This is a genomic window from Streptomyces sp. NBC_01803, assembly GCF_035917415.1.
Lineage (GTDB): Bacteria > Actinomycetota > Actinomycetes > Streptomycetales > Streptomycetaceae > Streptomyces.
This window is the reverse complement of the sequence record NZ_CP109073.1, coordinates 5,288,031-5,300,368: the sequence shown is the minus strand read 5'-3', so window position 1 is coordinate 5,300,368 and position 12,338 is coordinate 5,288,031. Positions and strand designations below refer to the sequence as shown.

Here is a 12,338-nt window from a genome sequence, read left to right as displayed (position 1 = left end):
GGCTGCGACGTGTCCGGTTCGGCCGGCGTTCAGGCGACGCAGACGCCGGGGACCGCGATCCGCTCGTAGACGTGCGGCAGGACGCGCACGCCCTCGGGGAACCGGTGGGCGCCGCGGTGGAATTCGGGATCGTTGAAGGCACCGGCAAGCGCCTCGGTCGACTCCCAGACCGCCACGTTCAGCAGCAGGTTGCTGCCGGCGGTGCCCCGGTGGAGCTGCGCCGAGAGGAAGCCGGGCCGGGTTCTGAGGAACGCGGCGTCGGCCTGGAAGACGGCGATCATCTCGTCCATCTTTCCCTCGGGCACCACGAAGGTGTTCACCAGGACGATGGGGCCGGTCTTCTCCTGGAGCTGGGCCGGGAGCGGCGTCGACGGGTCCAGGCTTTCAAGCTGCATTCGGGAGCTACCTTCCACTGCGCGCGGCGGGGCGGTCGGAGACGGACAGGGACCCGGACCCGGACCCGGGCGCCGCCACCGGCACGGGCGCGGGCGCGGGAACGCGGGCGAAGTCGGCGACGTGTTCGGCCGCCCACCGGGCGAACGTCAACGCCGGGCGGCCGGTGACGCGTTCCACCTCGGAGGTGACGAACGCGGGTCGGCCGGCGGCCTCTTCCTGGAGGCGCACCACCGACTCCGCGATGCCCTCGGACAGTCCGCGGGTGGCCATCAGGTGCCGGACGGCCCGCTCGCGCGGCAGACGCTCGAACCGGACGGGCCGCCCGATCGCCTGCGCGACGATGCGCGCCATGCGCCTGCGGGTCAGGGACTCGGGGCCGGTCACCGTGAGCGTGGCGCCCGCGTGCCCGCCGGAGAGCAGGACACGGGCGGCCACGTCGGCGACGTCCCGCTCGTGCACGGGCGCCGACGCCGCCATGGCGTGGGCCTCGCGGACCACGCCCGCGGCGCGGATGCCCGGCCCCCAGCCCGTCAGCGTGTTGGCGGCGAACTCGGAGCAGCGCAGCACCGTCCAGTCCAGCCCGGAGGCGGTGACCGTCTCCTCCAGCAGCCGGTGCCAGAACACCAGCGGGTCGGCGTCCTGGGCGGCCTCGTCGCGGACCGCCGCGGAGGACAGCAGCACGGCGCGGCCGACCCCCCGCTCGCGGGCGAGGCCCAGCAGCCTGCCGGTGAGGTCCCCGGCCGCGGCCGGGTTGACGAAGACGGCGCTGACGCCGTCGAGGGCGCCGGCCAGGGTTTCCGGCGCGTTGGGGTCGCCGCCGACGACCTGGGCCCGCCCGGGCAGTCCCGCGGTCAGTGGGTCGCGGGTGACGGCCCGGACCGAGGCGCCGGCGGCCAGCAGGGACGCCACGAGGGCGCGCCCCACCGTGCCGGTCGCCCCGGTGACGAGAACGGTCCGGACGGCCGTCGAAGGGACAGCCGTCGAAGAATCAGCCGTCGAAGATCGGGTGGACACCGCGCGGTTCCTCCTCCAGGGCGCCGAGGAAGCCGCGGAAGAAGATCAGCGGTTCCTGCGACTGTCGGGGTACGCCGAGTTCGAGCACCTCGCCGACGAAGATGGTGTGGTCGCCGCCGTCGAAGGTGTTGACGAGCCGGCAGGACAGGAACGCCAGCGCGTCGCTGAGCACCGGCACCCCCGTCACCGACGAGTGGTGCGCCACGTCCGTGATGGCGGCGGTGTCCTTGCCGGCGAAGGCGCGCGCGACGCGCTCCTGCCGCCCGGCGAGAAAGTTGACCGCGTAGGCGCCGGTGCTCTCGACCACCGGGCGCAGCCGCGAGTCGTTGTGCAGGCAGAACAGCACCAGCGGCGGGTCGAGGGAGACGGAGGTGAACGAGTTGACCGTGGTGCCGGCCGCCTCCTCCCCCATTCCGGCGGTGATGACGGTGACACCGGTGACGAAGAGCCCGCACACATCGCGCAGGGTCCTTCCCTCGACCGGCTTCACCTGGTGCGGCGCCTGAGTGGATGCAGGAGTCACATATACCCCCTGGGTAGTGGTGTTCGGGGCCGGCGGCTGCCGGGTTCAGCCGTCGAAGATCGGGTGGACGCCGCGCGGTTCCTCCTCCAGGGCGCCGAGGAAGCCGCGGAAGAAGATCAGGGGCTCCTGGTTGTCGCGCGGGACGCCGAGTTCGACGACCTCGCCGACGAAGATGGTGTGGTCGCCGCCGTGGAAGGTGTTGACGAGCCGGCAGGACAGGAACGCCAGCGCGTCGCTGAGCACCGGCACTCCCGTCACCGACGAGTGGTGCGCCACGTCCGTGATGGCCGCGGTGGACTTGCCCGCGAAGGCGCGGGCCAGCTTCTCCTGGCGGCCGGAGAGGAAGTTGACGACGTAGGCGCCGCCGTCCTCCACGATCGACCGCAGCCGCGAGTCGTTGTGCAGGCAGAACAGCACCAGCGGCGGGTCGAGGGAGACGGAGGTGAACGAGTTGACCGTGGTGCCGGCCGCCTCCTCCCCCGTTCCGGCGGTGATGACGGTGACGCCGGTGACGAAGTGCCCGCACACGTCGCGCAGGGTTCTTCCCTCGACCGGCTTCGCCCGGTGCAGGGCCTGACTGTCTGGCGTGGTCACACACACCCCTTGGGTCCGTTGCCGTGGGTCGGTGGATCGGGCGGTGCCGCGTGGGTGGTTCACGCGGAGCCTTCGGGCAGGGGCCGCAGGCCGGTGCCGGAGGGGACGGTGTCCAGGTGTGCGTCGGGCGAGTCCCGGGGCACGGCGGCCGGGCCGCCGCCGGCCGCGGGCGCCGACGGTCCCACGCGCAGGACGCGCAGCAGCGGTCCGGCCATGGTGGTGGTCAGCAGGGCCATCACCACCATCATGGTGAACATCTCGGCGTCGATCAGGCCGAGTTCGCGGCCGATGTCGAGGATCACGATCTCCGTCAGGCCGCGGGTGTTCATCAGCGCCCCGAAGGCGCCGGCCTCGCGCCAGCTCATCCCCGACAGCCGGGCCGGGATCGCCGCGCCCGCGAACTTGCCGATCACGGCGGCGGCGATGACCAGTGCCAGCGACAACAGGCCGCCCGCGCCGAGCGCGCCGATGTCGACGGACAGGCCGGTGATGACGAAGAAGACCGGCAGCAGGAGCCCGGCCGCCTTCTCCAGCGGGAAGCCGACGTGCTCGTGCAGCTCGGGCGCCTGGCCGTGCGGCATGATCAGCCCGAACGCGAAGGCGCCGAAGATGGCGTGGATGCCGATCCAGGACGTCGCGTAGGAGGACAGGAACACTCCGGAGACGATCAGGATCAGCAGCGAGGCGGTGTCGCCGCGCCGGGCCACGCGGCGCACGACGCGGTGCAGCAACGGCCGTACGATCACGGCCATTCCGACGCCGTAGGCGACGGTCCAGGCGACGACGGAGAGGAACTGGCCGGCGCCGCTGGCGTCGGCGATGGCGACCACCAGGACCAGCACGCACCAGGCGACCACGTCGCCGATGGCCGCGCAGGCCATCGCCATGGTGCCGACCCGGGTGTGGGACAGACGGCTGTCCCTGATGATGCGGGCCAGCACCGGGAAGGCGGTGATGGAGAACGCCGTCGCCAGGTAGAGCGTGAACGACAGGCCGCTGACGCCGTCGGCGCCGTGGCCGCCGAAGAGCAGGGCGGCGGCGCCCAGGCCGAGGACGAACGGAACGGCCATCGCCAGGCCGGCCATGGTGCCGACCGCTCTCCCCCGGCCCCGCAGCCGGCTGAGGTCGAGCTCCCAGCCGGCGAGGAACATGAAGAGAGCCAGGCCGACCTGGGCGATGGCCGACAGCATCGGCAGGGCGTCGTGCGGGAAGATCCGCGCGGGCAGGTCGCCGGGCAACAGCCCCAGCACGCTGGGGCCGAGCATGATGCCGGTGGCGATCTCGGCGACCACCGGAGGCTGGTGGAGCCGTCTGCTCAGCTTGACCATGACGGCCCCCGCGAGCAGGACGATCGCGATGTCGGCCATGACGATCGCTTCCATGGGCAGGCCGTCGGCCGCTGCCATGTCACCTCCAGGAGGAAGGGGAGGAGCGCGGCCCGCGCGCCGTGGCTTCCGGCTCCCGGCCGCGCTCGACGGTCGCGTGCGCTACCGCGGGTCGCCGGTCGGCGGGCCTCCGTGCGGGCCGCCCTGGGGCGGGTGGGCGATGATGCCGTGCCGCTCGCCGAGGCCGCGCAGCTCCTCCCACGTCGGGCGGGTGTCCGTGGACAGGAGGGCGCTCAGCTCCTCGAAGAACACCTCGATGCCGCCGGGCGTCGTGGTGCAGAGCATCTTGCCGGGCCGCTCGGAGACGCAGTAGAAGGAGTGGAACACGCCGCGCGGGCCGTGCACCAGGGTGCCGGCGGGCGCCTTGTGGATCTCCTGGTCGATCTTGATCTCGAACTCGCCCTCGATGACGTAGAACGCCTCGTCCATGTGGTGGTGGACGTGGTAGAGCGAGCCCTCGCCGGGCGGCATGAACACCTCGTAGAACGAGTACGCGCCGCCGGTGTCCTCGGCGCGCAGCAGGATGCGTGTCTCCTCGCCGCCGCCGTAGTTGATGGGCTTGATGTCATCCAGGTGGATGACCTTTGCTGCCTGCTCCGTCATGGCGCCCTCCTGGTGAGCGAGCTCGTGCACCGGCCGCGGCGATGCGGGAATGTGCCCGGCTGCGCCCGGCGGCGGCGGAAAGAATGCGGCGCCGAATGCGCGCCGGGCGAAAGCGAAGTGGACCGCCGGGAAATTCCTCGGCCGACGGAATCGGGAACGCGATCGGGAAGTGGCGTAAATTCGCGGCTTTTTTCGAGCAATGTGCGCGAACGCAGCCTGCAGACAGGCATACTTCGAGCGCCGGAAAAAGCGTGACACGCGCTCACACCCCGTGTCAACCCTTGGCCATTCCGGAAAGCACTCCAGGCCGTGACCAAGAGGATTGGCCTGTGCGGCGAATCCCCTGATCACGGCCTGGAGTGAGGCCGGTCGTCGGGCCGGTGTCGGGTCGGTCAGCTCGGAACGGCCGCGCTCTCGCCGCTCTCCGGCTCCGGCTGGGCGGCGGGGGGCTTGCCGTGCCCCGCGCCGCTGGGCGTCGCGCCGCCCTTGAGGGCGAACGTGAAGAGGGCGCCGACGAACAGGATGACGGCCGAGACCCCCATCGTCGGCCCGAGGGCGTCCACGTAGCCGTTGCCGAACACCTGGCCGGACAGCTCCTGGATGGTCTGGACGACGTCCGAGGGGAGGCCGTCGGGCAGGCCGCCGGAGCTCTGTTCGGTACCGATGTTCAGCCCCTCGTCACCGGCCTCCTCGAAGCCGCCGACGAAGCCGTCACGGGCCTCCGGGGGCAGCGCCTCGGCGCTCTTCTCGGCCTCGTCGACCAGCGAGGATGCCAGCTGGGCCTGGAGCACGGCGCCGATCACGGCGCCGGCCAGCACGGAACCGACCTGCCGCAGCGCGTTGTTCACGCCGGACGCGGCGCCGGTGAGCTGCGGCGGGACGTTGCGCATGACCTCGGAGGCCATCGGGGCGAAGGTGCAGCCGACGCCGAGGCCGACGACCAGCAGCGGGCCGATGAACGCGGTCCAGCTGCTGTCGGTCTCGGCCGAGGCCACCAGCCAGGTGATGCCGGCGCCGAAGCCGCCGAGACCGACTGTCAGGACGTACTTGCCGCCGAACTTCTCGGACAGCACACCGGCCGGTCCCGCCACCACCATCGTGGCCAGCGCGAGCGGCAGCAGCACGAGGCCGGTCTTCTGGGCGCTGAAGCCGAGCACCGACTGGAAGTAGATGGTGATCGGGAGGAACAGGCCGATGACGCCGAACGAGACGGCGATGCCCATGAAGTTGACGATCGAGAAGTTCCGGTCCTTGAACAGGGAGAACGGGATCAGCGGCTCGTTGTCCTGCTGGGTGCGCTCGTAGGCCAGGAAGACCGCGAACAGGACGGTGGAGGCGCCGATGAGGGCCCAGATACCGCCGTTCCAGTCGTACTTCTCCCCCTCGGTCAGACCGAAGGCCAGGCAGAACAGGGCGGCCGAAGCCAGGGCCACGCCGGGGATGTCGAAACGGTGCTTGACCATGCGGCCGGTCACCGGCATGACCTGCATGCCCATGAAGAGCACGAACAGGCCCAGCGGGATGTTGATGTAGAAGATCCACCGCCAGTCGAGGTGGGTGGTCAGCACACCGCCCAGCGTCGGGCCGACGACGCCCGCGACACCACCGGTCGCGCCCCAGATGCCCAGGGCCGCGCCGCGCTTCTCCGGGGGGAAGACGTCGGCCACGATCGACAGCGTCTGCGGCATCAGCATGGCGGCACCGACACCCTGCACCGCGCGGAACGCGATGAGCTGGGCGGGGTCCTGGGCAAGACCGCAGGCGAGGCTGGCGATGGTGAAGACGGCCACGCCGACGAGGAAGATGTTCCTCTTTCCGCGCAGGTCGCCCAGGCGTCCGGCGGTGATGATCAGCGTTGCCAGGGCGAGAGAGTAGGCGTTGACAACCCACAGGACATTGTCAAGTGAGGCGTCCAGATCATCCGTCAGATCCGGGATCGCGACGTTCACGATCGTCAGGTCCAGCAGCGTCATGAAAAACCCGAGGCAGAGAACCGCCAGAATCGCCCACGGGTTGCCGTGCCATTTCCTCAACACAAATCCTCCTTGCCGTGGGCGGCAATGGCGCTCACGGTCTCGTCGCCACGCGCGTGGGGGTCAGCTTCCGCCGGCGCGGCATTCAGTTCCATGCCCCCAAGAGGGCGATGGCCCCGAAGCGTGTGACATCTCAGCGCCCTCTGAGACGTATGTCACACGATCGGACGACAGAATATAAACGCGATGTGTCGGGAACTCTGCCGGGACATTGCGAGCGGTCAGGCGGCGGCGTCGACGAGCCTTTCGCGCAGGAACGCGACGACGCGCTCGCGGGCGGCGAACGCCGGGTGGCCCGGCTCCTCGCGGACCTCGACGGTCAGGACCTGGTGGGCGCCCTTGGCGAAGCCGGCCGCGTTGCCCTTGCGGGAGTCCAGCTCGATGACCTCGAAGGCGTCGCCGAGGCGCTTGCTCAAAGTGGTGAACCGGTCCCGGGGGCTGATGCCGTCCTCGCTGAACCGCAGGCCCAGCACGCACAGGTTGGCGTCGGTGGTGCGAGCCGCGACGGTGGTCAGCTCCTCCTCCGACAGGCCGGGATCCGCCTTGCGGGCGCCGCCGAACGGGAACGGGACGGTCGGCTGGCTCACGACGGGGGCGAGCACGGCGTCGTCCACCGCGGCGGCCAGGGCGAACCCGCCGGTGAAGCACATGCCGATGACGCCGACGCCGGGGCCCGGCGTACGGGAGTTGAGGTCGCGGGCCAGCTCACGCACGTAATCCGCCACCGGGCGGCGGGCGTTGAGGGCGAAGGCGCGGAACTCCGAGGAGACGCACAGCTTCGCGAACGCGCCCATGAAGGAGAGCGGCGACTCCGGGCGGCCCGGCGTCCCGAACAGGGAGGGCATCGCGACGGTGAACCCCTGCTCCACCAGGTGGTCGGCCAGGCCGAGAACCTGGGGCGTGATGCCGGGGATCTCGGGCATCAGCACCACGCCCGGCCCGGTGCCCTTCTCGTAGACGTCGTGAGTGAGTGAGGCCCCGGTGAAGGGGACGACGCGCCATCCGGTGAGGTCCGAGGCGGGGGCGGAACCGGTCACGGCAGATCTCCAGGTGTCCTTGGGAGTCATCGGGGAGGCGGCTCAACTGTCGCAGCATGCTACGCGGTTGAGATCAACGCCCGGCGGTGGGGCCGGACACCTTCTCCCCGCTCCTGCCGTCCGCCCGCGGGCCGCGCCGACTCCGGACACGCCTGTGGGACCCCGCACCCGGGGGAAGGGGTACGGGGTCCCAGGGCCGCCCGGGCGCGGGCCGGGCGGCGGTCCCGCCTCAGGGGCGGAAGAGCGCGGCGATGTTCTCGGGAGCGTCGGTCCCGGCCCACTGCACGGCCTTCCCGATGAGCTCCTGCGTCGCGTTGAAGCACTTGTTGTCCGGCGCGCCCAGCCGGAACGGCGCCGGGAGGAACGCGGCCTCCTGGAGCCTGGCGAACAGGCGCTCGGACGCCTCGGCCGGGGCCAGCGAGCCGTCCTCGACGGCCAGGCAGGTCTCCCGGGCGAAGGTCAGCAGCCCGTTGATGTCCGCGCCGACCGCGGCCGGCAGGCCGGGCACGTCGCGCTTCTCCAGGTCGCGGAAGATCTGGTCGTCGCGGTTCTGCATGTACCGCCGGTACGCCTGGTCGATGGTGACCGTCGGCAGGATGCTGGTCGACTCCCACACCCGCAGGACCGCGTTCCACAGGTCGTAGTGCTTGAAGCCGACGAAGGAGCAGAAGACCAGGTCGTCGTGGACGTCGAACAGGCCCTGCTGGAGGCGGTCCACGTACGCGAAGCGCTCGGTGGACCAGTCGTCGTCGCGCGACGCCTCGATCAGGCGCCACGCCAGGGCGTTGACGACCTCAAGGGTGTTGGTCAGGCCGCGCGAGTACAGCGCGTCGATGAACCCGGCGGCGTGCGCGGTCAGGACGTACCGGTCGCCGACCGTCTTCGTCGACGAGTACTGGAGGCGGCCGGTGGCCACCCACGGGCGGACCGCCTTCGCCTGGGTGAACTGCTCGGCGATCTCCGGGAAACGCTTCAGGAAGTCCTCGAACTCCTGCTGCGGGCCGACGCCCTCCTGCTTGGGGTACATGCGCGGGTCCAGCGTCAGCCCGACGCTGCACAGCGGGTTGAGCGACCCGTCGTGGTTGTCGAACGGGATGACCCACAGCCAGCCGCCGTCGAAGACGTGGTGCAGCGTTCCGTGGTGCCACGGGCTGGGCTGGTCGTGCGACTTGGCCGCCGGGGCGTCGTCGAAGGGGGTGACGCCGATCATGTGCGTGAAGATCGTGCGGGAGTGGGCCCGCGCGCGGGTCGGGGTCTCGCGCAGGCCGAAGGCGTCGGCCACGGGCGAGCGGAAGCCACTGCCGTCCACCAGGTACTTGGCGTGGAACTCCTCGCCGTTGTCGGCGCGGAGCAGGACGCCGAGGGACGGCTCGATCAGGATGTCCTTGATCCGGGTGTTGGTGCGCGGCTCGGCGCCGTAGCGGACGGCGACGTTGAACAGGTAGCTGTCGATGTCCTGCCGGAAGAGGTGGCTCTCGGTGCGCTGCCACTCCGGGACCACCAGCTGGTTGATCTGCTCCGGGTCCTGCGGCCGGCCCTCCTGGTGGTACACGAAGCCGAAGTTCTGCTTCCGGCCGCTCATCCGGCCGACGGTCTCCTGGATGCCCTTGAAGCTGGCCAGCGGTTCGATCTCGGGCACCTGGTAGCGCTCGGCGATGATCCTGGTCATCGACGAGGTGTAGGGAATCGTCGACTCCCCCACCGCGAAGCGGGGGTGGACGCCCGCGTCGATCAGCAGGACCTTGACCCCGTTACGGGCCAGCGCCGCGCCCAGCATGCCGCCGGCCATGCCCGCGCCGAGAATCGCGACGTCGTACGGCTCGGGCGCCTGCGACTCCGTGGTGGTTGTGTTCATGCTGTCGTGTTCCTCCCAGTACGAGAAAGGTCCGCTGTACGTGATGTGTTGGGGGGATTCCGGGCGTGGGGAAGCGGTCCGCCGAGGTCACACGGGGGCCGCTATGCTCGCCGGAGCGAACGTCACCCTCCGGTCGGCGCCGTCCCTCCCGCGCGGGGAGCGCGCCAGCAGGAAAGGCAGCACGATGTCCGACACTCCGGCAGCAGACTCGACCGACTCGTCGCTGGACGCCGCGACGAGCGTGTTCGTCGGCCACCGGGAGCTGCTGTTCTCGATCGTCTACAACATGCTCGGCAGCGTCGCGGACACCGAGGACGTGCTCCAGGAGACATGGCTGTCGTGGGCCCGCGCGAGCGCGCGGCCGGCGGCGCCGGAGATCGACAATCCGCGGGCCTACCTGGTGCGGATCGCCGTGAACCAGGCGCTGGCCCGGCAGGCGGCCATCAGCCGCCGCCGCGAGGCGTACGTCGGCCCCTGGCTGCCGGAGCCGCTGGTCGCCGACACCTCCGACGCCGGGGACCGCGCGCTGCGCACCGAGTCGGTGTCGATGGCGGTGCTGGTGGTGCTGGAGACCCTGACCCCGCTGGAGCGCGCGGTGTTCGTGCTGCACGAGGTCTTCGGCTACGCCCATGCCGAGATCGCCGGCATCCTGGACCGCAGTCCGTCCGCCGTGCGGCAGCTCGCCCATCGCGCCCGCGAGCACGTCCATGCCCGCAGGCCGCGTTTCCGGGCCGACCCGGCCCTGCAACGGCAGGTCACCGAGCGCTTCGTGGCCGCCGCGCTCGGCGGCGACATCGACTCCCTGCTGCGGCTGCTGGCCCCCGACGTGACCATGTGGACCGACGGTGGCGGCAAGGTGCGGTCGGCGGCGCTGCGTCCGGTCACCGGCCGCGAGAAGGTGGCCCGCCTGATGGCCGGTTACGCCTCCCGGCCGCCCGCGGAGCTCCGGGTCCGCTACGGGCGGGCGGGCGGGGACCAGTCGGCCGTGGTGTTCTCCGGCGACACCCCGTTCGCGGTGGTCGTGATGGACCTGACCCCGGAGGGCGACCAGGTCCGCGAGATCTACGCCGTCACCAACCCCGAGAAGCTGGCCCGTGTCCAGCCCGCCGGGGCCCCGGAGCGGGACCAGGGCCCGTCTTCGTAGAGAAGAGGCCGCCCTGCCCGCGACGCCTGGCAGGCACGCTCGCCGCGTCGCCGGATCACCCACGTACTCCCCCCGACTCTGTCCGGGGGGGACCCCATGCGTACGCGGGCGATCCGGCGCCTTCGGGTCGCACGCGCCGGACGCCGCGGACGGACGCCTCCGGTGAGCACGGACCCTAGAGCCAGGACCAGGAGCGGCCCGCCGCCGGCCGCACGGCTCCCGGTGGCCTCACGGCTTCCGGGCGGCGGCCTCGGCCACGTGCAGCTCGATGAAGTCGTACGCCTTGATCTTCTTCAGCGCCGCGGCCAGCGGACGCGGGATGTCGGCCTGCACGGTGTCCACGTACACCTTGGGGTCGACCACACGCACCCGGCGCCAGCGGGTCAGCAACTCGCACTCGCCGGCGGCCACCACGTTCTTCACCCAGTCGGAGTCCGGGCCGTAGGGCAGCGAGAGGATGAAACGGTCACCGGCGCGGAAGACCTTCACCGGGGTGCGGTACGGGCGCCCCGACTTCCGGCCGCGGTGGTACACGGCGCCGAACCCCGGCATCCGTGAGATGACCTGGCCGATGACGCGGTTGGCGACGACACGGTTGAACCGGGCCAGTCGTCTTTTGACGGACACCATGACTCCCTGTGGTGGATAGCACTGTCGACAACAACAGCGGGGGGCGGTGCCGCTGGGCACCACCCCCCATGTGTCAGGTGTGTTAGGCGACGCAGACGCCCTCGACGGCGATCTTCTCGAAGACGTGCGGGTGGGCGATGACGCCGTCCGGGAGCTTGCTCGACGCCGCCCGGAACTCCGGGCTGGAGTGGGCCTTGGCGAGCGCCTCGGTGGACTCCCACACGGCGATGTTCACCAGGAGCTGGCTGCCGGCCGTCCCCCGGTGCATCTGGGTGGAGATGAAGCCGGGCTGGGACTTCATGACGCGGGCGTCCGCCCCCCACAGTTCGAGGAACTCGTCCATCGCCTCGCGGGGCACGAAGAACGTGTTCACCAGGACGATGGGGCCGGTCTTCTCCTGCAGCTGGGCCGGCATGGGAGTCGACGGGTCGAGGTGTGCGACCTGGGGCATGGTCACAGCTCCTTCGGGTGCAGGTCCTTGGGCGTCATCCGCACGACGGGGATGAGACGGCTGGACCGGGACTGGAAGTACCGCATGAAGGGGAACACCTCGCAGAAGTGCTCCCACATCGCGTCGCGCTCGTCGCCGTGCAGCTCCTCGGCGGTGATCTCGATCTGCTCGGGGCCGATGTCGATGATGGCCTCGGGGTTGGCGCGCAGGTTCACGAACCAGCCGGGGTGCTTGCCCTTGGGGCCGCCGGGCACGTCGAAGTGGCCGGGCGCGGCCATCGAGTAGAAGTGGCCCTTGTCGTAGATGTAACCGACCGGCACGGTCCGCTTGAGGCCGGACTTGCGGCCGACGGTGGTGATCAGCATCCCGTCCAGGTCGCCGAACTTGCCCATGATCTTGCCCTTGGACGCCTTGTAGAGGGCGATGTGCATGCGCAGGCCGAACTTGCTGAACGCGAGCTGTCCCTTACGCGGCGGCTTCGAGTACATGTACACGTTGAACCGGATGAACGCCTTGATGAACGGGTTGGTGTTCAGCTCCAGATCCGAGATGGCCAGCGGGGCGGACGGGGCCGTCTGGTCCGGTGCGGAGGCCATGGTGTCGGCCATAGGGCGATTCCTCTTCTGCTCCAGTGTGCGGAATTCGGGAAGGCAGTGCGGGCCGGCCGTACGGG

General features: G+C 70.8%; 13 protein-coding genes. 1 reads left to right on the top strand and 12 read right to left on the bottom strand.

Features of this window, described 5'->3' with window-relative positions; translation table 11 throughout:
- Positions 1–29: 29 nt before the first annotated feature.
- The 9 genes from OIE51_RS24185 to OIE51_RS24145 all read right to left on the bottom strand — a co-directional run bounded on the left by OIE51_RS24185 (position 30) and on the right by OIE51_RS24145 (position 9,440).
- Positions 30–395, bottom strand: coding sequence for an antibiotic biosynthesis monooxygenase family protein (locus OIE51_RS24185; RefSeq protein WP_326599916.1), 366 nt, complete (start codon positions 393–395; stop codon positions 30–32).
- A 7-nt stretch (positions 396–402) separates the two neighbouring features.
- Positions 403–1,410 (bottom strand): NAD(P)H-binding protein, encoded by a 1,008-nt coding sequence (locus OIE51_RS24180; protein ID WP_326599914.1) that lies wholly within the window; start codon positions 1,408–1,410, stop codon positions 403–405.
- Entirely contained in the window at positions 1,385–1,933 is a 549-nt protein-coding gene (locus tag OIE51_RS24175) for a flavin reductase family protein (protein WP_326599913.1), read from the bottom strand. The genes OIE51_RS24180 and OIE51_RS24175 overlap by 26 nt, the downstream gene beginning before the upstream one ends.
- 45 nt (positions 1,934–1,978) lie before the next feature.
- The gene (locus tag OIE51_RS24170; RefSeq protein WP_326599911.1) at positions 1,979–2,527 is read right to left on the bottom strand and encodes a flavin reductase family protein; all 549 of its coding nucleotides are present in this window, start codon (positions 2,525–2,527) and stop codon (positions 1,979–1,981) included.
- A 59-nt stretch (positions 2,528–2,586) separates the two neighbouring features.
- Complete coding sequence (locus OIE51_RS24165) at positions 2,587–3,933, bottom strand: cation:proton antiporter domain-containing protein (RefSeq protein WP_326599908.1); 1,347 nt, start codon at positions 3,931–3,933, stop codon at positions 2,587–2,589.
- A gap of 81 nt (positions 3,934–4,014) precedes the next feature.
- On the bottom strand, positions 4,015–4,515 hold the full coding sequence (locus tag OIE51_RS24160) for a cupin domain-containing protein (RefSeq protein WP_326599906.1): 501 nt from the start codon (positions 4,513–4,515) through the stop codon (positions 4,015–4,017).
- Between the two features lie 392 nt (positions 4,516–4,907).
- Entirely contained in the window at positions 4,908–6,551 is a 1,644-nt protein-coding gene (locus tag OIE51_RS24155; RefSeq protein ID WP_326599904.1) for a DHA2 family efflux MFS transporter permease subunit, read from the bottom strand.
- A gap of 218 nt (positions 6,552–6,769) precedes the next feature.
- Positions 6,770–7,585 carry a dienelactone hydrolase family protein gene (locus OIE51_RS24150; RefSeq protein ID WP_326599902.1) on the bottom strand — a complete coding sequence of 272 codons (816 nt, stop codon included), beginning with the start codon at positions 7,583–7,585 and terminating at the stop codon, positions 6,770–6,772.
- A gap of 229 nt (positions 7,586–7,814) precedes the next feature.
- Positions 7,815–9,440, bottom strand: a complete 1,626-nt coding sequence (locus OIE51_RS24145; RefSeq protein ID WP_326599901.1) for an NAD(P)/FAD-dependent oxidoreductase — start codon at positions 9,438–9,440, stop codon at positions 7,815–7,817.
- Between the two features lie 184 nt (positions 9,441–9,624).
- On the opposite strand from OIE51_RS24145, the gene sigJ reads away from it, so the two are divergent.
- Positions 9,625–10,584, top strand: coding sequence for an RNA polymerase sigma factor SigJ (gene sigJ, locus OIE51_RS24140; protein WP_326599900.1), 960 nt, complete (start codon positions 9,625–9,627; stop codon positions 10,582–10,584).
- A gap of 228 nt (positions 10,585–10,812) precedes the next feature.
- On the opposite strand, the gene OIE51_RS24135 is transcribed toward sigJ, so the two are convergent.
- From OIE51_RS24135 to OIE51_RS24125, 3 genes are all read right to left on the bottom strand, one after another.
- On the bottom strand, positions 10,813–11,214 hold the full coding sequence (locus OIE51_RS24135; RefSeq protein ID WP_326599899.1) for a nitroreductase family deazaflavin-dependent oxidoreductase: 402 nt from the start codon (positions 11,212–11,214) through the stop codon (positions 10,813–10,815).
- 82 nt (positions 11,215–11,296) lie between these two features.
- Positions 11,297–11,665, bottom strand: coding sequence for an antibiotic biosynthesis monooxygenase family protein (locus OIE51_RS24130; RefSeq protein ID WP_326599898.1), 369 nt, complete (start codon positions 11,663–11,665; stop codon positions 11,297–11,299).
- Positions 11,666–11,667: 2 nt separating this feature from the next.
- Positions 11,668–12,273, bottom strand: a complete 606-nt coding sequence (locus OIE51_RS24125) for a nitroreductase/quinone reductase family protein (protein WP_326599897.1) — start codon at positions 12,271–12,273, stop codon at positions 11,668–11,670.
- Positions 12,274–12,338: the final 65 nt, after the last annotated feature.

What these genes read in the sequence shown, in the direction of transcription:
- OIE51_RS24185 (WP_326599916.1), bottom strand. Translation starts at nt 395, where the DNA reads ATGCAGCTTGAAAGCCTGGACCCGTCGACGCCGCTCCCGGCCCAGCTC.
- OIE51_RS24165 (WP_326599908.1), bottom strand. Translation starts at nt 3,933, where the DNA reads ATGGCAGCGGCCGACGGCCTGCCCATGGAAGCGATCGTCATGGCCGAC.
- OIE51_RS24160 (WP_326599906.1), bottom strand. Translation starts at nt 4,515, where the DNA reads ATGACGGAGCAGGCAGCAAAGGTCATCCACCTGGATGACATCAAGCCC.
- OIE51_RS24145 (WP_326599901.1), bottom strand. Translation starts at nt 9,440, where the DNA reads ATGAACACAACCACCACGGAGTCGCAGGCGCCCGAGCCGTACGACGTC.
- sigJ (WP_326599900.1), top strand. Translation starts at nt 9,625, where the DNA reads ATGTCCGACACTCCGGCAGCAGACTCGACCGACTCGTCGCTGGACGCC.
- OIE51_RS24135 (WP_326599899.1), bottom strand. Translation starts at nt 11,214, where the DNA reads ATGGTGTCCGTCAAAAGACGACTGGCCCGGTTCAACCGTGTCGTCGCC.
- OIE51_RS24130 (WP_326599898.1), bottom strand. Translation starts at nt 11,665, where the DNA reads ATGCCCCAGGTCGCACACCTCGACCCGTCGACTCCCATGCCGGCCCAG.
- OIE51_RS24125 (WP_326599897.1), bottom strand. Translation starts at nt 12,273, where the DNA reads ATGGCCGACACCATGGCCTCCGCACCGGACCAGACGGCCCCGTCCGCC.